Consider the following 22,985-nt stretch of genomic DNA (forward strand, 5'->3'; position numbering starts at 1 on the left):
GATACCCTCAAATCATGAGCGAAACCTGGCAAAGCATCGACACGAGTTCGTTGCGCGGCCTCGCGCAGGCCGACCGCATCGCGCCGTCCCTTTACTACGATCCAGCGCTGTTCGAAGCCGAACTAGACCGCATCTTCTACAGGACGTGGATCTGGGTCGCGCACGAAAGCGAGTTGCCCAATCCCGGCGACTTCCGCACCACCACCATCGGCCGCCAGCCGGTGATTGTGGTGCGCGACAAGACCGGCGCGATCAATGTGCTGCAAAACCGTTGCCGCCATCGCGGCGCGACGGTCTGCGAGGAACACAAGGGCAACGCGAAAGGCTTCACCTGCCCGTATCACAGCTGGTCGTACGCGCTGGACGGCACGCTGCGCGCGCTGCCCTATGGCGACGGCTACGAAGGCGTGTGCGAAAAGGGCGACCTGCCGCTGGAAAAACTGCGCGTGGGCGTCTATCAAGGCCTGATCTTCGCGAGCTTCAATGCGGATATCGAACCGCTCGAAGACTTCCTGGGCGGCGCGAAACCGTGGATCGATCTGTTCATGAAGCAAGGCGCGGGTTATCCGGTCAAGTCGAACGGCGAACATAAATTCCGCTTCAAGGGCAACTGGAAGATCCAGCTCGAAAACACCACCGATCTTTATCACTTCCCGGTGGTGCACAAGTCGTGGCTCAAATCGATCGATGAAGAAACCACGGCGGTCATCACCAGTTTCATGACCAGCGATCAGGCCTTCTGCCGCTCGTTGGGCAACGGTCACAGCCTGGCCGTGCTGGTGCCCGAACTGGTAGATCTGGATCAGGACGACGGCGCGCCCTTGCCGGAACGTTTCGACGAACTCGCCGCGCAACTCGCCGAAAACCACACGCCGGAAGAAGTGCGCCGCATCGTGCGCTCGCTGATGGGCGTGGGCTTCAATCTCAATCTGTTCCCGAATCTCGCGCTGTCGATGGCGTTCTTCCGCGTATTGCGGCCGATTTCCGCCGAAGAAACCGAGATCCGTCACATCGCGCTGGCGATGGACGGCGGCCCGGAGGAAGCGAACCGCGTGCGCCTGCGCATTCACGAACATTTTCAGGGCCCGTTCGGCTTCGGCAGCCCCGACGACGCGGAAGCCTGGGAGCGTGTGCAGCGCGGCTCGCATGCGGGCGCGAATACGCCGATTCTCGTCAATCGCGGCTTGAATCGCGAAACCACCGCGCCCAATGGCGAAAAAACCGCGCACGCAACCGATGAAACCGGCATGCGCGAAGCCTATGCGCAGTGGCGCAAGATGATGGAGGCATGATGGACGACCGCAACAAGCTGATGTCTCAGGACACGTTTTCGCGCGCAGTGCGCTTTATCTGGCGTGAAGCGGAAATGCTCGACCGCCGCGAATATCGCGAGTGGCTGCAGTTGTGGGATCCCGTGGGTCTCTACGTAGTGCCAATCGACCCGGTCACCACGGATTTCGCCGCCACGCTGAATTACGCCTTCGACGATCAGGACATGCGCGAAAAGCGCGTGGAGCGCATGACCTCGGGCTACTCCGCTTCGGCATCGGATGCGGCGCGTACGGTGCGTACGGTGTCGCGCTTTACGCTCGCCAGCGACGAAGCGGCGGTGGTGGAAGTGCAATCGGCACAGATCATCGTGGCCTACAAGCGCTCCATACCGACGATTTTCGCCGCCGATCTCACGCATCGAATCCGCTTCGATGGCGATGAGCCGCGCCTCGTGCAGAAAGTGATCCGACTGATCGATTCGACGGATGCATTGAACGCGATTGGTTTCCTGCTTTAAATGACCCGCAGGCCTCGATTTTGCATCCAGGCCTGCTCACTTCCGGTTAATTTCATGCCTACGCTTGAAGTGTATGTGCCCGCGAGCCACGCCGAGACGCGCAAAGCCGCGCTTATCGAACAACTCACGCAAGCGACCGTCGACGCCATCGGTGCGCCTGTGGAAGCAGTGCGAATTCTCCTGAGCGAACTGCCGCCAAGCGACTATGGCATCGGCGGCCGCGCGGCTTCGCAGGGTACGCCGCCTGCGTTGCCCGTCATCATCGCCATCCTGATTGCGGGGCGCACCGATGAGCAAAAACGCGCGCTCATTCACGCGCTATGCAAAACGAGCGCCAGTGTTCTGGATACGCCGCTCGACGCCACGCGGGTGATGATCAAGGATATTCCGAACACGGATTTCGGCCTGGGCGGCAAGACGGCCAAATCGCTCGGCCGATAGTCGTTGGCGGCTAAGCGTCAATCGCTGGAGACCGGCAACCAGAAGCGGCATTCGAGCCCGCCCGTTTCCACCGCAAACGCGCGGATCACGCCACCATGCCTGGCAATAATGCTTTTGCACAGCGACAGGCCAATGCCATTGCCCGTCTCCTTCGACGACGAAAACCCGTCGAAGAGACGCTCAAGCCCTTCCGAAATGCCAGGGCCGTTATCGCGCACGAATACCAGCGCCTGCCCTTCATTCACGCGTGCGCCAATGGTCAAGGTCTTGCGGCTGCCTTGTTCGCAAGCTGCCAAGGCCAGCGCGTCGATTGCATTGAACGCCAGATTCAGAACGACCTGCCCGATCAACACCCGCTCGCAATCGATTAATAACGGCTCATCGCACAGTTCGACATGAACGCTCACATCGGCTTCACGCGCGCGCACCTGCACGAACCATGCGGCTTCGGAAAGAATCGTGCGCAAATCCGTGACGGCGACATTCGGGTCGCGTCGCGCGACGTATTCGCGAACGCTCTTGATGATCGTCGCCGCATGTTCGGCCTGCCGGTCTGCTGCGCGCAATCCCCAGAGCGCCGATTCGAGCGAATCCGGCTGCGCAAGACGCTGGATCGAGCCTTCCACGAAATTGCGGATGGCCGCCACCGGCTGACTCAGCTCGTGCGCGATCGCCATCGCCATTTCGCCCATCGCGTTGTAGCGGCCCGCGTATTCGAGCAGACGCGCTTCGGCGCGGCGCGCCTCTTCGGTTCGCACCACATCGGTGATGTCTCGAAAGTGAACCAGCACGCCGCGCAAATCTTCTTCAAGCTCGATGCGCCGGCAGGTAAGGCGCAGCCAATGCTCGCCGTCGGCGCTTCGATAACGGCTGGGGCTGGATGGTCCTTCCGTCGGCGCCTCGGCGAGTTGCTGCAAAAGGCGCTGCGCTTCGTCCGCTGCGGTGTAATCGACGATGGCACCGGGCGCATCGTCTGCCGCGAGACCCAGCAAACGCCTGCCCGACTCGCTGATGTACCGGATCCCCGCGGCCTCGTTGAGCAGCGCCACGCCTTCGCTGAGGTCCTGCATGAACTCGCGCAGCCGCGTTTCGTGCGCGCGCAACCTTCTTTTGATGCCCTCCTCCGCGCTGATGTCGCGAAACTGCACCATCACGACATCGCGCTCCTCGAGACGGACCGTGGTGGCGATGGCCTCGGAGAGCATGTCGCCGCCGGTTCTCGACCGGTAACACCACTCGTAGACCTGCGGCCCTTGCGTTGCCGACCGGTTCATCGCCGCGATCGCCAGTTCGCGATCGTACTTCGGTTCGGGCCGCGTCATGTCGCGCGCCTTCAGCGGAATCAGTTCTTCAACGCTAAATCCGAGCGCCTCGCACGCGGCCCGGTTCGCCCACAGGATCGCCTTGCTTTTCGAGTCGTGCAGCAGCACGCAAAGGGTCAATGCGTCGAGCAGACGATGGAAATCGGCTTCTACCAGGGACGTCATATGCACATTTCTCTCAAACGAGCCGCAGCGCTCAGTCGAAACGATATCACCGGCCCTGTGCGTCGGGAACCTGAAGATTTCTTTAGATGGCCGCTGGATTTCACCCATGTTTCGAGTCTGCGCCCCAATTGCTGGCCGATTTTGTCGTTCCTAGACTGAATGGCAAATCGGATGAGCCGCTTGCCGAAAGGTAAGCAGCGCCCGCACCACCACGTCAATCACTTGCAGCCCCCATCTTCAGGAGATGCTTCATGCGTGCTACCGCGACCGCCATTTCGCCTCAGGCTGGCCACTTTCCGGCCTCGCTGCCGGCCGATGCCAACGACACGCTGGCACTGGACGAGCTTGTCGAGGTCATCGTCGCGCGCCGCGACGAGTTCGAGCGGCTCTCCCACGTACCGCGCGATGTGATCGAGATGTTCAAGCGTGCGGGCATCTACCGCGCCGCCACGCCGAAGCGCTTTGGCGGCGACGCCCGTGCGCCCGCTGAATTCCTGCGCATGATCGAACGCATCGCCACCGCCGACGGTTCGGCTGCCTGGGTCGCGAGCTTCGGATCGGCAAATATCTATCTGGCCGCGCTGCCCCTTGAAACGCAGGCCAAAATCTACGCAAGCGGCCCCGACCAGGCCTTCGGCGCGGGCCTATTTCCGGTGCAGAAAGTGCAGCCCGCCGAAGGCGGCGGCTGGCTGGTCGCAGGCACCTGGAAATTCGCGAGCGGCTGCAAGGGCGCGGACTGGCTGGGCGTGGGCATCGACACCGGCGCCACGGATGGCGGTGCGTCTGGCAAGCCACGCACCGCCGTGTTTCGCGCCTCCGATATCGAAATCGTCGAGAACTGGTGCGTCGTGGGCATGCAGGGCACCGGCAGCCACGACCTGCGCCTCAGGGGCGCGGTAGTCTCCGACGAATGGACTTTCGTGCGCGGCGGCCCGGCTACCGTGGATGAGCCACTTTATCGCTACCCGACGCTCGCTTACGCGGCGCAAGTGCTGGCCGTCGTGAATCTGGGCCTTGCGCGCGCCGCGCTAGACGTCGCCAACCAGATGTCGGGCGGCCGCCGCACGACGACCGGCGCGCCGCAACTCGCGGACCGCGCTTATTACCGCATCGAACTCGCCAAAGCCGAAGCGCAATTGCGCTCAGCGCGCGCATTCTTCTATGAGGCCACCGAAAGCGTGTGGGAATCGATTGCGGCCGGCAACAGCGCCACGCCCGATCAGGTGAGCCTGCTGCGTCTCGCAGCCACCCAGGTCGCGCGCGAAGGCGCGGATGTCGTGATGCGCGCCTATCGCCTGGGCGGCACCATGGCGATCTATCGCACCCATCCCCTCCAGCGCCTTTTGCGCGACGCCATCGTGGTGACGCAGCACGCTTTCCTCGCCGAAGGTAACTACGATGGCGCGGGCGCGGTTTTTGTAGGCGTGCCGCCGATTCCCGGCTATCTGTGAAGCGCCTTAGCTCAACGCTCTCGATCAACGCATCCGCCCAATTCAATTATTTGATTCGAACTACCAGGGACATACTCGATGAACACCGCCAACGAGCTTCCTCTGCGCGTCCTCTTTTGCTGCGGCGTGACGCAGAACTTCTTCGATCTGCCGCGCGAGCAGATTGGCACTGTCTGGCAGGCCTACGGCAGGATGCTGGCCGCCATCGAGGCGATGGAAGGCGTGCGCGTGCTCGGCATCATGGACGACGATCGCCTCACCGTCGGCCAGTCGGACGGCGCGCCGTGGACCTTCTACATCATGGCCGATGTAGTGGATTTCGAAACGGTCACGGCCGTCTGCAATCTCTATCGCACGACTGCGGTTGGCGAATACAACCTCTGGCGCTACGGCAAGATCGAAGCGCGCGTGGGCCGCGCACTGGCCGTGCCGCCTGCAGTGAACACAGCAAACGCATGAGCACACAATGAACGACTCTGACGCACGCATCGCGGCGCTCGAAGCACGCCTTGCCGATCTCGAAGCGGAGCGCGCGGTGCGCCGGACCTTCATGCGCTATATGGCGCTGTGCGACGTGCCCGCAACGGTGCTCGACGGCGAATCGCTGGGCGCGCTATTCACCGACGATGCCATCTGGGAAGGCATCGGCACCCATTACGCGCAGACCTTCGGGCGCTCGCTGGGGCGCGCGCAGATCGTCGCCATGCTCTCGCGCTATTTGCCGCCCGCGCCGCATTTCCGCACCAACGTGCATTTCGTCACCTCGGAAACCATCGACGTGAACGGACAGCAGGCAACGGGACGCTGGATCATGATGCAGGCGTCCGGTTATGTCGACGGCAGTGCGGAACTGATCGGCGCGCGGCTCGTGGTGGATTTCACGCCTTCGTCAAACGGCATGGACTGGCTGATCGCGCATTTGCGCACCGAACGTCTGTTCGACGCACCGTGGTCGGTACATCCCCGCGCCGCCTTTCTTCCTCCAGATCAGGAAACGTCAGCATGAGTGCACTGCTTGAGCAATTTTCATTGGGCGGCGATAACGCCCAGAGTTCCACCATCGTCATCAAGGACTCGATCGATATCGCGGGCTATCGCACCACCGGCGCAAGCCGGGCGCTGGCCAATGTGGCGCCAGCCCGGCGCCACGCCGAAGTCGTCCAACGACTGCTCGATCGCGGCTGGAAGATCGTCGGGAAAGCCAATATGCACGAACTGGCTTTCGGCATGACCGGCATTAACGAATACACCGGAACGCCTGTGAATCCGCAGGACGCCACGCGCATTCCCGGCGGCTCGTCCAGCGGCTCGGCCGTCGCTGTAGGCGCACGCATGGCGGACGCGGCGCTGGGCACCGACACGGGCGGTTCGATACGCGGCCCGGCGGCCTGTTGCGGCGTGATCGGTTTAAAGCCGACCTTTGGGCGCGTATCGCGAGTCGGCGCAGCGCCCGCGCAGAGCACGCTGGATTGCGTTGGGCCTCTTGCGCGTGAGATGCGGGTGATCATTGCTGCCATGTCCGCAATCAGTCCGGCTTTCGACCCAGGTATTGCCGAAGGCGGCGCTGGCGTGGCGCGCATCGGCATCGTGCAGGCCGAGGCGCGGCCCGATATTTTGAAAGCCGTCGAAATGGCCGTGCGCAAGGCCGATTTCGCATCGGCATACGTCGATCTGCCTGGCCTCGCCGATGCGTTCAGTGCGGGCCTTTCGATCATCAACCGCGAAACATCGGCGGCATTTGGCCCACTCGTGGAAACGGGCCACCTTCAGCCCGATCTGGAAGCGCGTTTGCGTGCGGCGGCAAAAACCAGCGATCTGGACGTGGAAAACGCGGAGCGTGTGAGAACGCGTTTTACCCAGGCGGTGAATTACGCTCTGGCAACCGTGGACGTTCTGATCATGCCCACGATGCCTGATTTTCCGATCACGCTTGAACAGGCGCGCAATGGAACTTCGGTGATCGCCATGTCGTCGCTGATCCGGCCGTTTAACCTGAGTGGGCATCCGGCCCTGAGTCTGCCGGTTCCCGTTTCAGGCACCACGCTCAAAGCGGGCCTGCAAATCGTGGGACGGCATGGCGAGGACGAATGGGTGTGCGCCGTGGCGTCGCGAATTGAAGCCGCGCTTTCGGTTTGATCGGTTGATGGGTTGATGGTTTGATTGCTTTATCGTTGCGCGAGCAACAAAATATGAATGCCAGGAGTCTATTGCTATGACAACAAGAGTCGTGGTCGTAACAGGCGCGGCCCGAGGTCTGGGCGCGACCATTGCCGCGAAATTTCATGCGGCAGGCTACCGCGTTGCGTTGGCCGATCTTGCGCTCGACGCGGCACGTGAAGTTGCTGCCTCGCTGAGCCCCGATGGCTCGACTGCCTTTGCCGTTCCGCTCGATGTCACCTCGAAAGTGGACTTCGAATGCGCGCTGCAAACCGTCGCCGCGCGCTGGGGACAGGTCCACGCGCTCATCAACAACGCCGGTGCATCCAAGGTCGTACCCGTGATGGAGATTACCGGCGAGCAATTCGATCAGGTCATCAACGTCAATCTGAAAAGCGCGCTGTTTGGCTGCCAGGTGTTTGGCCAGTATTTCGCCGATCGCGGCGAGGGGCGTATTGTCAATATCGCTTCACTAGCGGGGCAAAATGGCGGTTCGGCAACGGGCGCACATTACGCCGCAGCAAAAGGCGGCACGCTTACGCTGACCAAAGTCTTTGCGCGCGACCTCGCCGCCAAAGGCGTGACGGTGAATGCCATCTCGCCTGGCCCGCTGGATTTGCCCATCGTTCACGAAAGCGTGCCGGCGGATAAACTCGACAAGGTGATTGCAGGCATTCCGGTGGGACGGCTCGGCAATGCCGAATATGTGGCCGATGTGGCAATTCTGCTGGCTTCCGGGCAGGCCTATTTCGCCAATGGCGCTTGCTGGGATGTGAACGGCGGATTATATATGCGCTAAGGGCGCCTGAATTGTGCGTGCTTTTCAGCCGCTTGCCAGTCGGTGCCAGTCGGTTGCCAGTCGCTCTTCGCCGCTGACAAGCACCTGAAACCCGCTCAAACTTTATCTGCACCTTCATCCGGATTCCACACTGCGACCACATCGCGCACGAGCATCGCAATCGATTCCGCACCGAGTTTGTCCTTGATGCTGGCGCGATGCACGTCCACCGTCTTCGCGCTGATTTCCAGATCGGCGGCAATGCGCTTGCTGCCCTTTCCATCGATCACGCCACGCAGCACCTCTTTCTCGCGCGCCGTCAACGATTCGATTCTCTGCCGCAATTCACCGCGTTTCATTTCAACCGCGTGACGCTGCCCGGCGATCTTGAGCGCACGCTGGACGCGGTCAAGCATCTGCTGCGAGTTATAGGGCTTTTCCACGAAATCTATTGCGCCATTCTGCATCGCGCGAACCGACATGGGGATATCGCCATGACCGCTCACAAAGATAATCGGCAACGTAGCGCCGCGCCGGTTTAGCTCGAACTGCACATCAAAGCCGCTGCGCTCAGGCATGCGAACATCGAGTATCAGGCAGGCTGGCGTCTTCGCATCATATGCCGCGAGAAACTCCGCGGCGCTACCGAACCCGGCAGATTGAATCCCCACCGAATCAAGCAGCCACGCGAGCGAGGTACGCATGCCACTATCATCGTCTACGATATAAACGACCTGAGCAGGGACCGTCATCTGCTCTCTCCACAAAAAGTTAATGCGGCTTCGACCCGCGAGACTGACACATCCTGCACGTGCATTGCAGGCTCGGAAATAGCGTCCTGCTCCCGCGTCATCCTATCCGATCAAAATCGCCCGGCAAACCAGGTATTGCGCTTGGAGAATGAAAGGGACTTCCCCATCCCGAGGCTGCGGCGGAAAGCGCGAGTCGGCATCAATGTGCCAGGATGAAGTTGCGAACGTTCATCGACGCCAGAGAGGGGACGTCCATGCCGATCTCCGTCGCCCGGGTCGTCCTTGCGCTTGAAGTGCTTCCTGCCGGGGGCAGCCCGATCCGTATCCACTGCCGCGTCCAGTTCGGCCAGGCAGGCCGGGGGGCGTCTGCTGGACCTGCACCGTATCGAAATTGTTCTTGCTGGCGTCGGCCTTCAGGTGCGTGCTGTCCGTGTAGAGCACGTGCCCTTCGACCATGCCGTGGCCCATCGCCTGGCACACGATCTCGTCGAAGATCTGCTGGTACACCGTGGTGTCGGTGATGCGCGAGCGGCATGTCCGCGAGAAGGCCGAGGCGTCCGGCACCGTTTCGGTGAGCCGAAAGCGCGCAAATCAGCGGTAGGCGACGTTGACCTGTACCTCGCGCATGAGCCGGCGCTCGCTGCGCACGCCGAACAGGTAGCCGATGAACGGCAACTTGAGCATGACCACCGGATCGAGTGCAGGGCGGCCATTGTCGGCACAGTACAGATGCGCGACTTGCTGGCGGATGAATTCGAAGTCCACGGCCGCTTCGTTCTTGCGCAGCAGGTGTTCATTGCGCACGAGTTCCTCGCCCGTGACCATCTCGAGTTCGTAATGAGCAGGCGTCGGTTTCTTGAGCACGGCGCTCATTAAACGACAAAGCCCAGGGCGCCTCCCCAGGCTTTGTCTGCAACCTGAGGCCAGCACGAAGCTGGCCTTTTCTTGGGCGCAGGTCGCACCGCCACGATGACGCCGCGCCCTCATCCAGCACCAGTGTGATGCGACCGACGGCATCGGAGAAACTCATCTTACCGATTCTCACCGAACCTCTGCCCCCACCGTCACGCCTACAGTGAGGCCTGGCGCAACTTTCCAGGAAGGCCAAGCACGAGCAGTCCCGCGAGGACCAAAAATCCCGCAATCACATACAACGCGATGTTGGTACTGCCGGTATGATCTTTGATCCAACCCACCATGTAGGGACTTGCGAAACCGGCAAGGTTACCGAGGCAGTTGATGAAGGCGATGCCTGCCGCTGCCGCTGCGCCTCCGAGCATCGCGGTGGGGATACTCCAGAACACCGGTGCGAGACATTGAAGGCCCATGCATGCAAAGCTCAGCGCCGTCATCGCAAACAATGTATGGTCGCCGTACACAGCGCTACCCACGAGACCCGCCGCGCCGACCAGTGCCGGCAGTGCGTAATGCCACCGCCGCTCCCCGGTACGATCAGCGCTACGACCGACGGCGATCATGGCGACGATGCCAAAGACGTATGGAATTGCCGAAAGAAGTCCAACCTCAAGCGGTGATTTCACGCCAGTGCTGCGAATGATGGAAGGCAGCCAGAAGCCGAACCCGTACTGGCCCATCGAGCTCCCGAAGTAGACAAGGGAAAGAAGCCAGACCTTGCCATTCCTGAAAACGGATTCCACTGAAACGCCCGGCTTTCCCTTCTCGTCCGCATCGATGTTTTGGCGAAGCAACTTTTTTTGAGCTGGATTCAGCCATTTCGCACGCTCGATACTGTCGTCGAGGTAAAACAGTGCGGCAATCCCAATCACCAGAGAAGGCGCGCATTCAAGAAGGAACAGCCATTGCCACCCCGCCAAACCTTGACGGCCATTGAAACTGTTGAGGATCCAGCCGGAGAGCAGGCCTCCAAACACACCGGCAATAGGAATGGCAGTCATAAAAAGAGCAATCATGCGGCTTCGCCGCTTAAGCGGAAACCAATAGGTCAAATAGAGGATGATTCCGGGGAAGAACCCCGCTTCCGCCGCACCGATGAGAAAGCGGATGATGTAGAAGGAGGTCGCCGAATGAACAAATGCCATTGCGCCAGTCAATATCGCCCAGCTGATCATGATTCGGGCGATCCATCGGCGAGCGCCCACCCGGTGCATGATCAGGTTGCTCGGCACCTCGAACACAAAATAGGCAAGGAAGAAAACGCCAGCGCCGAAGCCGTAGATCTCTTCGGTCCAGTTAAGCTGGGAAACCATCTGGAGCTTTGCAAAGCTAACGTTAACCCTGTCGAGAAACGCGATAGCAAAGCAGAGGCAAAGAAACGGTATAAGCCGCCACGTCACACGCGAGTACGTCTCTTGCTCCGCGTCGGAATTAGCGATCGATGCGGTCGTGCTATAGCTCGAGGCCATCGTTGTCTCCATCTGTTGTTTTATAGCGCCATTCTGGCGGCGGCTCATCGTCGAGACAAACGATGTTTCTTGATGTATTTTTAAGAAATTCTTAAAGATACCCTGCTGCGGCACTCGAACCTATGTCCCCTTCCCGTATCACGCTGCGCCAACTGGATGCTTTCGTGACCGTTGTCGACACTCATAGTTTTAGTCGAGCCGGTGAACGGCTCTCTTTGACGCCGTCGGCGGTTAGCCAGCTCATCGCCGAGCTTGAGACGGCGCTGGGTTTTCGCGTGCTTGAGCGAACAACCCGCAATGTGTCTCTCTCGCCAGCTGGCCGCGAGTACCTCGCCTCGGCGAAAAGCGTCCTGAATCACCTGGAAAGGGCAGCCTCTATAGCTGCCGACATCCGCAACCGCGCGGCTGGTATCGTTCGCGTCGCTGCGCCGCTGGTCATTGCGAGCGCCATTCTTCCGTCGGCAATTAAAGCGTACACGGCGGAACACCCAAAAGTTGTAGTGCGAATTCGAGACGCTGCCGTCGACAGCTTGGTCGACATGGTTTCGAACGCGGACGTCGACCTCGCCGTTGGACCGGACCGCGAAGTCGGCAATGATGTAGGGCGCATCGCGCTATTCGCGAGCCCGTGGGTTCTATGGTGTTCTCCCGACCACCCGTTTGCACATCGAAAATCGGTCCGCTGGAGCGACCTGCGGGCGCAGACGCTTGTTGCAGCAGGACGAGATCATGAGCGAAGCGTGTCTGAGATGCGTCTCGGTGCGCCGGAAGAGCAGCGAATTGCGCCCATTGAGATTGTTGACAATATCAGTACGGCGCTTGGAATCGCCGCGGAGGGGCTCGCCATGACGTTGGCACCCGCCTATGTTGGGTTACTCGCGAAGCGTTGGGGACTTACCGTACGGCGCGTCGTCGGCCCCGAGGTCGTCCGACAGGTATGCGTGTATTTTTCAACCTCGCGAGCAGCGTCACCTGCGGCTGAGGGGTTCAAGGACTTTCTCGCGACTTGGGTGAATGGACGCAGCGACCTGGGTTCTCCGTCGCCTTTACCGGGACGGCACGGGACGAAGGACAAGTAACACCAGACACTCAAGCAGCGTAAGGCGTCTGCGGCGCGACGGCTCCCGCGCTGCGCGGTTCGGCGTTTGGTGCGATCTCGTACGCCATCGGCCCCGTCTACCACCCCGTCGACTGGCCTGATAGAGCCTCCAAGCACCGCGCCCACTCCATGTCGGCGAAATATGCGATTTCGCCAGCTACCTTTTCACATTAGGTGGAGCAGACCTACGCGATCGCACCCAAAAAGACCGCGACGCTCTGGCGTTCAACGAACATAGCGGAGTTCGTCGCGTTACCAAACGCCTACGTCCGCCGGTAACGGATCAAGGGCGCCTTTGGCTGTCTCAGCCCCATCGAGTACCGGGAAAGCCTCGGGCTAACAACGTAAATCAGTCCAGGAAATAGCCGCATCCCCGATTTGCACAGCGGCGAAATCGTTGGCTTTGCGACAGGTGAACGCATGCCGAAGGACCTGGCGATGCCGACGCTGTTTCGCGCCGTCTCGAACCGACGTCCGAAGCCCGGCCTGCTTCAGCATAGGACGGATGGCAAAACGCAAACCTTACCCGACGGATGTGTCCAACGAAGAATGGAGCTTTGCGGCTCCGTATCTGTGGTTTATCAGCAGACGCAACGCTGGATTCAGGCGGGTTGTTTCGAGGCCATGGTCAATGATCTGCGTTCGGTTATCCGCGTCGCGCAGGGCCTCAAGGGTCAGCCCGGTGCCGTCATACTCGATGGGCGTACGCTGCAATCGAGCCGCGAGAGCTGACCTCGCGCCGGTTACGACGGCTATAAGCGTAAGCGAGGCAGCAAGGTTCACATGGCGGTCGATACGTTGGGCCAGTTGCTTGCTGTACACATTACACCGGCCATTCTGTTGCCACGCCGCCGGGTGGTCGAACGCAGCTTCGGTTGGCTGAACCGCTTCCGCCGGTTGGCACGAGACTATGAGCGATTGCCCGAAACCCTGGCCGGTCTGCATTTCGTCGTATTCGCCGTACTCATGCCTGTCCACTTCGCAGCCCTTAACACAAGTGCCTTACACGCTCTAACCGGCCTGCAAGTCGTCATGCAGGTCTGCGTCAGCGCCCAATTACGTGTGTTGAAGAAATTTGGCGCCATAGTACGTAGTAGATACATCGTCACCGTAATTACAATCTTGCAAGGGTGTCCAATCTATGGGACTGCGCTTAAGATGGGCATCGCCAGCGATAATAACGAAATTTTCGATTTCATTGGTGGCCTCACATTTGTTTACGTAATAATTTATATTTTTATACTGATCGCTTTGTCGAAACCGGCTTTCCGCCCCGAGCTTTAAGTTTTCCGTGTCAAATCCATAGATGGCATAGGCGCGACTCACAAGAAATTTCAACACCTCCGAATCAACACCCCCTGATTTTTCCGCAAGAATTAACTCCTCTATATAACCATCGGTTTTGTCAAGGGCATCATCCTCCCGGTTTATTTCAAGCAAAAGCACATACCGGAAAGTCGCCGAAATCATTATACGCAAATTTATATACCCATAAGCTATACAGCCATCTACTGCATGATCATCGCCAATGAAATATAAATTTTTTGCCATTTCATAATCCTTTTCAGGAAGACACATCCGAGACATCTTTCAATAAATCGGGTAATTCACGCCCTATAAAATAATTTTCTTAAATGCACGATGCAGGAACGTCATACGGTTAGAAATTTCAACAATAGGCGATTAGAAGCAACCCCAAAGGATCGCGCTATGCCGTTGAGTTCGCTCAATATCCGTAAACTGGCAAAGCCACCTGCTTGGCACCCTCCAGTTTTCCCCACGGATCCGACGGGAGATATACGCGCACCAACCCCGCGATCGCGTTAATGAACGGTGTCTTCCCGAGTTGTGTATTCGTACTGGTCGTTGGTCCCAGCAGACCATTGACGACCGCGCGAATCAGAAGATGCTCGCAGTTATTCTGTCCCGCGAGATACATTGAATGTCCATGTGAAACAACTGGCATGCACTGGGCGCACAGAATATTATTTCCGTAGATATGCGGAATTCCAAGCGCATGAAAAGTTTCTGCGCGTGTTTTCCAGCGATCGAATGCATTATCCGCGTAGCCAACGTACGTCGAATTTTCCGTCGAGTTGTGAACGATATAGATGCACGCGGTCGTGGCAGGTGCCGGGTTAACCGATGGAATCAGCGCTGTGCCGCAAGCTGGACCCATTGTCCACGCGTTATGCGGTTTGAAATTGAATTCGACGTCGGCCATAATATTTATCCCGGGTACATTGGCAATGAGCTCGATAGTTTATTTTTCATGCGGTAGCAGCCCCAAGGCCTCGCCGAGCGCGCGGCCCCGCCCCTCTTCGGTCAGTTGATGCAGCAATTCCGGAAGCGGCATTCCCCCCCACTCCAGTGCGCGCTGGATCATGTATGGCACGGGACTATGCGGTTCGTAGCGCAGCAGAAATTCGCCGATAAGGGCCAACTGCCGATAAGCCGATTCACGCGACGACGGCATGGCAGGCTGCGCGATCTCGCCCGTGGGTGCATCAGAGCCTTGACATGCGGTTGCCCTGCTCGCGGCATCGACCAGACTGGCTTCATTCGAGTTCAATACAAGCTCCATCGGCGCCCACTCTCTCAGCAGCGCCAGCACGCGCTCAAGCACATCCCTTAGTGCTCCCAGAGCAGGCGCATCATCGCCCAGATACCGCGTGCACCATATATCCAGTCGCCCGATGCCTGCGTGTGCTGACGCAATTGCATGCAGGCTCGCAGCCAAAGCCGGACGCGCCGCGTCACGCAACGCTGTTTCAAGCGCCAGCGACTCGCGCTTCGCTTCGTCGCGTTGTGCTGCGGGCACATCCTTCCTGTCCGCGAGCGCAATGGCAAGACGATGAGCGCTCTCCCATCGCGCCAGGGTTAAGACAACAGCATTGTCGGCCGTTTCGCACAGTTCGATTCGTCCCGCCAGCAATCCCGGAAAGTGCCCCGCCACCCATGCGATAGGCGCGGCGCGAAATTCCCAATCACCATCGCGCGGCATTGGATGCAACACGTCCCAGAATCGCTCGCACAACTCATTGATCAAGCGAAGTCCAACCGGCAACGCCTCCCACCCATAACGATGCAACCAGGCTTCGGCCAGCCACGCCGCCAGCATCAGGTCCTTGCTTTTGCCGATCAGCAGATCGATGCACCCCGCCTCGACCACCGACCAGTCGGCAACCTTGAGCTCGTTCTGCCACACGCCCATTGGAAGCGAGGGATCGTCCTCCCGCCGCGCGGCCTTGATCGCCTCAAGCGCCGGATCGTGCAGCAGCGACACGCCGCAAGGCGCGTCGCCCGGAATCGGCTGCAACAAGGTTTCGATATCGAAGGAGAAACTCATTGCTGCCCCGCCGCGAGATTGAATTGCCGCGCCGGATAGCGTGTCGTGCGCGTCGTGGTCATCGCGCGCGGCTGCGTGCCGGGCGCCGAATACGGCAAATCTGGAAAATCGAGCGGCGTCTTGCCGTTGGCGAGGAAGGACACGCGCATATACATGCGCGCGGTCTGGTTGGCTCCGTGGCCGTCATGCACGGGTACGCTCAACTGCATGCGCGACGCAGAACCGTCCGCCCCCGACACTCCGCCCGCATGCAGGCGCATCAACCGCAGCAACGCCCAGCTGTCGCCAACGCTCCAGGTGGCGGCGCGTCCGTCGGTCGTCAAGGTCGGCTGCGCGCCGTCCTGCATCGGCTGCCATGACGAGTTTTTCGCCCAGCGCAGCGTAAGCGCGGCTGGCGTGCCGGGCGACCAGCGCAACGGCGTAGCATCCGTCGATGGATAGCCTAGCGTCTGCGCGCCGCTCGCAAGCGACCATTCGATCACCTGGTCCGCACCCGACTCTTCACCGCGATCCACGCGCCAGTCCACCGCGACCTGCAAACCCGTATAACGTCCATCCGGACCTCGCGAGACCAGCGCATCGAGCCACGGTTTCGCGCGCGCGAGTGTGTCGAGAAACTGCTGAGCGTCCGTGGGCGCGCGGCCAGTCGAGACGGCCGCGCTCATGCCGCGTTGCGCATCGGCGAGACTGGCGTCGAGCATCGCCACGAACGCCTCCGTCTGGCGCAGATCGGCGGCGGGCGCATCGGCATCGGCTGAGAACGGGAAGCGGCCCGCCAGGTTGCGCGCGAAGAACGTGCGCAACTGGTCATACGCCGTCATGCCCGTGCCGATCTGCAGATGGAAGCAGCGCTCGCGTGCCGACGCCACCAGCCGCTCGCCCGCGCCCGAGACAATGTCTGCGCCATCGGGCACGTCCACGTGCGCCAGCATTGCACCGCACGTGTTGAGGTCCATCTTGTCGAGCTGATTCGCGACAATGGCCGGCACCGCGACCAGCGCGCTCGCCGGGCTTTTCGCGCGGTATTGCGCGAGATCGGCGTAGAGCGCTTTCCAGCGCGCGACGAGTCGTGCATCGGCGGCGTCGAGCGGCGGATTCTGACTCGTGAGCCAGTCGAGCGCGCCGGCCGCCGTGCCCGCCGTATCCGCGATCGCGCCTGATTGCGCGTTGAGGTATGCGCGCAACTCGTCGGGCGAAGCCGCGCCATAGGCCCGCGTCGCGCCACCCGTGGTGCCGTTCCAGTCGGAGAAGTCACCGCGCACCGGGCGAAATGGCGCGAGCGTCTGCAATTGCGCGTCGCCGCTTTTCAGCACGCCGATGGCCGAGTCGCTCACGCGCAGCGCCACGCTCTGCGCGAGATCCTGGCGGCCCAGCGAATCGAAGGCTTCGATCAGATCGAGCGCGCTCTTGCGCAGCGCGTCGAAACCCGGCGCCTGGTTGCCGACCGCGAACGACACATCGCGCGGCGCTCCGGACGGCGTCTGCGCCGAGAGCGCCATCACCATGCTGCGCACGGCGGCATTACCCGCCGCCGAAAGCAGCGCGCCGCGCCAGGTTTCGGGCGCCTGCGCGAGCGGCCCGGCAACATACTGGCGATACGCGGGCAGCACAGCGAGCGCACGCTGCAGCGAGGCGTTATCGACGTTGCGAATTTCCGCTGCGCCACCTGCTTCCGCCACAAAAGACTGCCCCAGCAGCGTGCGCAGCGCGTCGCGCAGCGGCAGCAGATCGGCGGCCAGTTGCAGACCGTTTGCCGAATTCGAACTCAACACGCCAGGCAGGTTGCCGCTCGCGAGCCACCGCGCCGCGAACGCGCTCTGCTCCTGCTGCTCGTGGCCAAGCACGGCCGCAACCGGCGCCGCGCCGATCAGGTTCAACTGCTTAGCCGTATCGAACATGGCGCTCATACCCGGCACCAGTTCCTGGCCGCGGGCGCCTGCCCAGCCGTGGTCGGCGGTATCGACCTGGGCCGCGAGCACGTCGATGTTCGCCGCCAGACCCGACAGCGCTTCGGGCGTGGGCGTCGCGCCAGGCGCCTTCATGTCGTTGAGCGTCGTCTGAATCTGCGCGGCGTTGGTCGTCAGCGCCGAATCCAGATAGATCTGATCGAACCAGCGGTCAAACGTATCTTCGAAGCACACGCTCGCGCGCTGACGCGCCGCCAGCGCAAGCGGCGCATCGAACGGCAGTTCGCCGCCTTCGCCGCTGGTCTCGCGCACGGCTTCGTCCAGTCCCGCGCGATCGGCCACATGCTCCGGCGAAAACTTCACGCCCACCGCCTCTTGCAAGAGTTGCGCGAGCATCACCGCGTTGCCGGAGCCCGCATCGACGAGCGTGTTGTAACGCGCGACGAGCCGCTCGATCTGCGCCGTGTTCATCACGAGCTGCGTGCCCGCTGCGTAGAGCGGCAGATCCTGCGGACGCCGTACGCCCGCCGACGCCGTATCGGCCGCCGTCGTGCAGCCAAGCTGGCCGAGGCGCGTGACGAGCCGTTCGCGCAGCGGCGTGAAGACGAGGCCGCGCAACACGTGACGCTGCGCGTCCTCGAGTCGGCGATGCATCGTGAAGTACGAGAGCGGCATGAAGGGCGTCGAGAGATGCCAGCGCGGCACGCGAACCAAGGTATCGGCGACACTCGCTAAGGTGCGCGACGCCGCCGCATCGCCGTGATCGGATTCGCGCCACGCCGCGCGGGCGGTCGTGAGCGTGTCATAGCCGTTGGCCAGCGCACGGGCATCGCCACGCACCTGCCAACCCGCCACCGCCACGCCGATAAGCCAGCAGCAGCCCAGCACAAGCGCGCCCCAGGTGGCGAAACGATGGCGGCGCATGCGCAGTGCCAGCACGCGCGGAATCGCCTGCACGAGCCCCTGGCCGGGCATCAGCACGTCATGCCAGAGACACGCGGCAAACGCCGGTGCGCCGCGCAGCGCTCTGGGCGCGGATTGCGCCACGGTTTGCGGCGCATCGAGCGTGAAAACCGGCGCACTGCCCGCCTGCGGCACCGCACCCACGCACCAGATGCCACGCAGCGATGGCGCGGTGCCGTCGGCGGCCCCGCGCAAGGCCGGTTCGATCCATTCTCGCAGCGGCTCGCGCAATGCGTTGAGCCGCTGTGGCAAGAGGAATTGATCGGGATCGAGCGCGCCATCGAGCGTGCCGAGTTCCGTAATCGTTGTGGCCAGCGCGCGGCGCATCGCGACAAACGCATCGTCGATCCAGTTGCGTTCGAAGCTGCGCTTCGGTCCATATGGCGACGCCCAGCCGAGCGCCGCGTCGATGCGCGCGCGCTTGAGGCGCTCGCCCAACGCTTCGAAACCCGGCAGCGCGTCGCAGCCCGTCACGACGATATAAACCGGCAGCAACTGCCCAAACTGACGCTGCAGGGCCACCAGCGTGCGTGACGCGTCGAGCGCGGCATTGCTGTCGGCGTGCGGGTTGCCGCTTTGGTCGAGCAGCGCGTCATAGGGAATCGCCCAGAGCAGCGCATCGAGCGGACGCCCCGCGCGCGAGCGCAGCAGCGCACGGGTGAGACGCGCCCAGTTGCCGCGCTGGCGCTGGGCCGCCGCGCCGAGTGTGTTGCCGGGCTCGGTAATCAGAATGCCCTCAGCGTCGTGCCAGATGCGCCCAAACCAGCCAGGCTCGCCGGAGCCCGAGAGCCGCCAGCCGCGCGCCAGCGCATCGAGCGCAGCCGGCGAGCCGGTCGCCAGTACACGCGGGATCGAATAGATATCGCGTACGCCCATAGCCGCATGTGCGGCCCGCATCGCCGCGCTGAAGGTGCGCAGCGGCTTGCGCTCGTCACGCGTGCGCCGCCAGCGCAGAATCCCCGCCACCACGAGGCCGACAACCAGCAGCGCGATCAGCGCAAGCAGTACGGCGATCAATGTCGTGGTCACGGTTGCGCTCCCGCGTCAGTGGCCAGCGCCTGCGTCGCTAACGGCGTTTCCACCGATACGCGCAACGGCATCACTGCGCCGCTGAATACAGTATTGCGCGGCTGTGCCGGATTGCCACCGGGCGAAACCGGAGAAACGGGCGACGCCGTGCCTCGTGCTGCGCCGCCGCTATTGCCGCTATTGCCGCTGTTTCCATTGTTCCCGGCGGGCGGGGCAACGCCTGGCGCGACTGCGCCAGAAGCGCGCGAGTCCATCGATTGCGCGTCAGCCACCGATACCGCCTCGAACTGCGCCAGCGCCACGCGCACGGGCGCGGTCTCATACCACCAGATTGCGTGCGATGCGCCGAGCAGCGCCGCGCATCCGCCCAGCACCAGCAGCACGAACCGCGCGCGGTCGGGGAACATCTGGGTGAGCATGCGCGGTTCGCGCGGCGGCAGCGCCGCTTCGTCAAGCGGGGTTGCAATGCGCGCGGGATCGGGATCGCGCTGCATCGCGAAACCGAACAGCGCATGGCGAAGCTGATCGAGACGCATCGCACCCGTTTCGCCGCGCAGCTTGCCCTTGAAGCCGAGTTCGAGACACGCGAGGTAGACGTTCGCGAGATCGCGGCGCCCGGGATCGCGTTGGGCGAGCAGCGTCTCGATGGCGTCGGGCACGCGCTCTCCCGCGGAGCGCGTGCCGAAGATGCGCGCTTCGAGCGGCTGCGCTTCCCACGCGCTCGCGCCTGGCCAGTCGGAGAACACCAGCAGTTCGTCGAGCAGCGCCACGAATGCGAACTGCGCAGCGGCGATGTCGGCTTCGCCTGCCGCGCCCGTCCACGCCATCGCATCGCGCGCGAGCTTGCGCGTCACCGCCTGGAGTTGCGTAGCGAGCAGATCAGCGATATCGCCGCCTTGCGCGCTGGCGGGCAGCGCATTCGCAACATTCGCAATATCGGCGTGCGCATCGGCATGCACGTCTTCGGCACCATCCGCACTTTCATTTGCTGCATCGAAGGCCGCAATTTCGTCGACATCGAGCTTCGCGACGGCGAACTGCGCCGCGATGCGCGAGCGCGCGGTCTGCGCCTGCATGAACGCGCCTACGAACGCGCGCGAAAGCGGTGAGCGCTGGATATTGCTGTCGGCGGCTTCAGACAATCCCGGCTCCCGTTTCCGCGCCATCGGCGGCTTCCTCGACGCGCAGGAACAACTGCACGGCCCACGGCGCACGCCCCACCACTGCGCGCAATTCGATGCACAAGGGCTGGGCACGATCGAACCAGTCGTCGTCGAGCGAGATGGCGTAGAGCACGGTATCGTCGCCCGTCGCGTAGGCCGCGCGCTCCTCGCGCGCGAGACGGCGGCGCGCAAGCCCACGCATGCGCTGGCGCGCGAGCGTGTGCACATAAGGACGCGACGCCACGACCGCCTGATCGAGCCACAGATTGGCATCGTGCTCGGTGGCGTCGCGCGGCATCCGCAAGCCGATCACGACTTCGCGCAGCGTCGTGCCCGCGCCGTCGAACGGCGGATCGGCCCAGAAGCTGCCGCCTTGTTCGCTGAACGCGCGTACCCGATAGCCCTGGCGTATCGTCGACAGCGCCTCGTCAATCCATTCGAGCAGCGGATCGAACGTCGCCAGCAGATCCCGATAGTCGAACGGCGCGAACGCGGGCACGCCGCGCGCGGGCCGCAATGCGGCGAGTGCGCCGCTCATGCCCGCAATCGTGCGATAGAGTTCGAGCGGATGAGCGATGTCCGACGCGGCCATCGCCTCAACTTCCGGCAGGCGACTCCAGATCGCCGCGAGTTGCCGCTCGATCTGCGCGACATCGTCGTGTTCTTCGGCACGCTGCGCGGCCTGCAAACGGCCAGCAAGGAACACGCACTTTTCGCGCGCGCGGCGCAGCATGCGCATCACGCGCTGCCCGAGCAGCGAGCCCGTGAGAACGAACGGCCCCGGTGGCATATAGTCGGCGAGCACCACGCCGCCGCCCTGCTGCTTCACACGCATGAGCGGCAGACGATCGACTTCGTGACGGCCCAGATCGGTCATCAAATGCAGGCGCGGATACCACGTCGTAATCGACGCAGGCTCGCCCTTCGACGACAGATCAGGCACATCGTCCGCCTCGCGCTGCGCGAAACGCGCGGCGCCCGCGTCGATCTTGCCGCCGCGGTACAGCGGCGGCACGGCCAGATAAATGGTGACGATCTCATCGGGCGAGCTGAAGGCCTCGCGCACATCGATCTCCAGCACCGGCTCGCTGCGCGTATGACGGATTACGAGCCCGTCCGCGAGAATCGCCTCCAGCGCACTGATGCGCACCTTGCCCTGCGCGAGTCCGGCCGTTTCGTGCGCAATCGCCAGCACGCCCCAGTAGTAAGGGCGAGCCGCACTCGCGAGTAATGCGGCATGTCCGGCCGCGTGCAGCGCCTGCATCTGGAAATGCTGGGGCAATAGCGGCATGCCTTCGGACCAGCAAACCGCATCGGGAAACGTAGTGTGCATGTGGAGAGTAGTCAGCGGGTGGTCGGCGGGCCGGGGCCGTCAATGCGCGGGCTGGACACTCAGGTCCTGATCGCCGAGCACGAGCAGCGCGTTCGACGGTCCCGCATCGAGCCGCACGCGATGCGCGCCCGGCGTCTGGTAGCCGGCGAAGATCACGACGCCAGCTGCGCGTTTTCCGCCGAAAGCGAACGGCGCCGACGCAATCTGCTGCCCCGGCACGACTTCATAGGAAATCACACTGAGATCTTTCGGATGATCCCGCAGCCATTGTTCGCGCTGATCGAACCATCTGGCCGACGGTAAGGCGAGCAAGGCATCGAGAAGTTGAGGGCTACGAACGAGTACGGCATCGACGGCGATAGGCGTATCGATGTTGGCTTCGCTCGTCACGGCGATGGCAAGCGTATCGACATCGACTTTCGGCAAGGCGCTGCCGCATCCCGCCAGCCATGCGCAGAGCGCCAGGACGAGCGCCCAGATGGCGCTGCGAACCCGGCTTGAATCCATGCGCAAGGAAAACGTTAGATCCACTCGGCGAACCCCATCGATGAGCGAAAAATGGTTATGGCCCGATGCCCGGGCAGGCCGGGATCCTTGAATCGTTTGTATTTCTAATCGTTATGCATCGCACAGACACGCGTTTCGGTTCGTGCGCCGCGCGTAGTCTACAAGCGCCAATACGCCTCGCGCAATAGGGAATTTCTTATACGCCTTTGCAATAAACCGTGTTTAAAAATTATGAAACGCCTTTAACTTATGCCTGGTAAATACTGTTTGAGTTTTTTTGTTTACTCGCCTAAATTCCTGTCGGTCTGTCTACCGCGCCCCGCTCAACCGCCCTGCATCCGTCAACATGACGAAAGGCTTTGCGCGCGGCCCGGCGAATCGCGCCATGAAAATGCG

General features: G+C 62.1%; 18 protein-coding genes and 2 pseudogenes. 10 read left to right on the plus strand and 10 right to left on the minus strand.

The window, feature by feature from the left end:
• Nucleotides 1-14 precede the first annotated feature (14 nt).
• From F4827_RS15805 to F4827_RS15815, 3 genes are read left to right on the plus strand one after another with little or no spacing between them, the layout of a single operon-like run.
• The gene (locus F4827_RS15805) at nt 15-1,292 is read left to right on the plus strand and encodes a Rieske 2Fe-2S domain-containing protein (protein WP_183724876.1); all 1,278 of its coding nucleotides are present in this window, start codon (nt 15-17) and stop codon (nt 1,290-1,292) included.
• Nucleotides 1,289-1,789: an aromatic-ring-hydroxylating dioxygenase subunit beta gene (locus F4827_RS15810; RefSeq protein WP_183724877.1), complete on the plus strand. Its 501-nt coding sequence runs from the start codon at nt 1,289-1,291 to the stop codon at nt 1,787-1,789. The genes F4827_RS15805 and F4827_RS15810 overlap by 4 nt, the downstream gene beginning before the upstream one ends.
• 54 nt (nt 1,790-1,843) lie before the next feature.
• On the plus strand, nt 1,844-2,230 hold the full coding sequence (locus tag F4827_RS15815; RefSeq protein ID WP_183724878.1) for a tautomerase family protein: 387 nt from the start codon (nt 1,844-1,846) through the stop codon (nt 2,228-2,230).
• Nucleotides 2,231-2,247: 17 nt separating this feature from the next.
• Here F4827_RS15815 and F4827_RS15820 read toward each other — a convergent pair whose 3' ends face one another.
• A complete protein-coding gene (locus F4827_RS15820) occupies nt 2,248-3,717 on the minus strand; it encodes a PAS domain S-box protein (RefSeq protein WP_183724879.1) in 1,470 nt (489 codons plus the stop codon).
• A 251-nt stretch (nt 3,718-3,968) separates the two neighbouring features.
• Between F4827_RS15820 and F4827_RS15825 the strand changes: the two genes are divergently transcribed.
• The 5 genes from F4827_RS15825 (at nt 3,969) to F4827_RS15845 (ending at nt 8,124) form a co-directional block, all read left to right on the plus strand.
• Nucleotides 3,969-5,168 (plus strand): acyl-CoA dehydrogenase family protein, encoded by a 1,200-nt coding sequence (locus tag F4827_RS15825; protein WP_183724880.1) that lies wholly within the window; start codon nt 3,969-3,971, stop codon nt 5,166-5,168.
• 78 nt (nt 5,169-5,246) lie between these two features.
• A complete protein-coding gene (locus tag F4827_RS15830; RefSeq protein ID WP_183724881.1) occupies nt 5,247-5,627 on the plus strand; it encodes a hypothetical protein in 381 nt (126 codons plus the stop codon).
• Between the two features lie 7 nt (nt 5,628-5,634).
• Nucleotides 5,635-6,174 (plus strand): nuclear transport factor 2 family protein, encoded by a 540-nt coding sequence (locus F4827_RS15835; protein ID WP_183724882.1) that lies wholly within the window; start codon nt 5,635-5,637, stop codon nt 6,172-6,174.
• On the plus strand, nt 6,171-7,304 hold the full coding sequence (locus F4827_RS15840) for an amidase (protein ID WP_183724883.1): 1,134 nt from the start codon (nt 6,171-6,173) through the stop codon (nt 7,302-7,304). The genes F4827_RS15835 and F4827_RS15840 overlap by 4 nt, the downstream gene beginning before the upstream one ends.
• A gap of 76 nt (nt 7,305-7,380) precedes the next feature.
• Nucleotides 7,381-8,124: an SDR family NAD(P)-dependent oxidoreductase gene (locus F4827_RS15845; RefSeq protein ID WP_183724884.1), complete on the plus strand. Its 744-nt coding sequence runs from the start codon at nt 7,381-7,383 to the stop codon at nt 8,122-8,124.
• 95 nt (nt 8,125-8,219) lie between these two features.
• On the opposite strand, the gene F4827_RS15850 is transcribed toward F4827_RS15845, so the two are convergent.
• The 3 genes and pseudogenes from F4827_RS15850 to F4827_RS15860 all read right to left on the minus strand — a co-directional run bounded on the left by F4827_RS15850 (nt 8,220) and on the right by F4827_RS15860 (nt 11,239).
• Entirely contained in the window at nt 8,220-8,855 is a 636-nt protein-coding gene (locus F4827_RS15850) for a response regulator transcription factor (RefSeq protein WP_183724885.1), read from the minus strand.
• Nucleotides 8,856-9,130: 275 nt separating this feature from the next.
• A pseudogene (locus F4827_RS15855) lies at nt 9,131-9,719 on the minus strand (transposase); the annotation flags it as partial.
• A 206-nt stretch (nt 9,720-9,925) separates the two neighbouring features.
• On the minus strand, nt 9,926-11,239 hold the full coding sequence (locus tag F4827_RS15860) for an MFS transporter (RefSeq protein WP_260175234.1): 1,314 nt from the start codon (nt 11,237-11,239) through the stop codon (nt 9,926-9,928).
• Nucleotides 11,240-11,361: 122 nt separating this feature from the next.
• Here F4827_RS15860 and F4827_RS15865 point away from each other — a divergent pair, with 122 nt between their 5' ends.
• A complete protein-coding gene (locus F4827_RS15865; RefSeq protein WP_183724886.1) occupies nt 11,362-12,318 on the plus strand; it encodes a LysR family transcriptional regulator in 957 nt (318 codons plus the stop codon).
• 525 nt (nt 12,319-12,843) lie between these two features.
• Nucleotides 12,844-13,307, plus strand: a pseudogene (locus F4827_RS15870) (transposase); the annotation flags it as partial.
• A gap of 757 nt (nt 13,308-14,064) precedes the next feature.
• Here F4827_RS15870 and F4827_RS15875 read toward each other — a convergent pair.
• The 6 genes from F4827_RS15875 to F4827_RS15900 are packed head-to-tail and all read right to left on the minus strand — an operon-like array spanning nt 14,065 to nt 22,589.
• Nucleotides 14,065-14,562 (minus strand): hypothetical protein, encoded by a 498-nt coding sequence (locus tag F4827_RS15875; RefSeq protein WP_183724887.1) that lies wholly within the window; start codon nt 14,560-14,562, stop codon nt 14,065-14,067.
• A gap of 39 nt (nt 14,563-14,601) precedes the next feature.
• Entirely contained in the window at nt 14,602-15,687 is a 1,086-nt protein-coding gene (tssA, locus tag F4827_RS15880) for a type VI secretion system protein TssA (RefSeq protein ID WP_183724888.1), read from the minus strand.
• Nucleotides 15,684-19,586, minus strand: a complete 3,903-nt coding sequence (locus F4827_RS15885) for a type VI secretion system protein (RefSeq protein ID WP_183724889.1) — start codon at nt 19,584-19,586, stop codon at nt 15,684-15,686. Before F4827_RS15885 ends, tssA begins: the two co-directional genes overlap by 4 nt.
• Nucleotides 19,583-20,728 carry a DotU family type IV/VI secretion system protein gene (locus F4827_RS15890; RefSeq protein ID WP_221303698.1) on the minus strand — a complete coding sequence of 382 codons (1,146 nt, stop codon included), beginning with the start codon at nt 20,726-20,728 and terminating at the stop codon, nt 19,583-19,585. The genes F4827_RS15885 and F4827_RS15890 overlap by 4 nt, the downstream gene beginning before the upstream one ends.
• On the minus strand, nt 20,721-22,082 hold the full coding sequence (tssK, locus tag F4827_RS15895) for a type VI secretion system baseplate subunit TssK (protein WP_183724890.1): 1,362 nt from the start codon (nt 22,080-22,082) through the stop codon (nt 20,721-20,723). Before tssK ends, F4827_RS15890 begins: the two co-directional genes overlap by 8 nt.
• A 39-nt stretch (nt 22,083-22,121) precedes the next feature.
• Nucleotides 22,122-22,589, minus strand: a complete 468-nt coding sequence (locus tag F4827_RS15900) for a type VI secretion protein (protein WP_183724891.1) — start codon at nt 22,587-22,589, stop codon at nt 22,122-22,124.
• Between the last annotated feature and the right edge of the window lie 396 nt (nt 22,590-22,985).

Source organism: Paraburkholderia bannensis (assembly GCF_014200455.1).
GTDB classification, from domain to species: Bacteria; Pseudomonadota; Gammaproteobacteria; order Burkholderiales; family Burkholderiaceae; genus Paraburkholderia; species Paraburkholderia bannensis_A.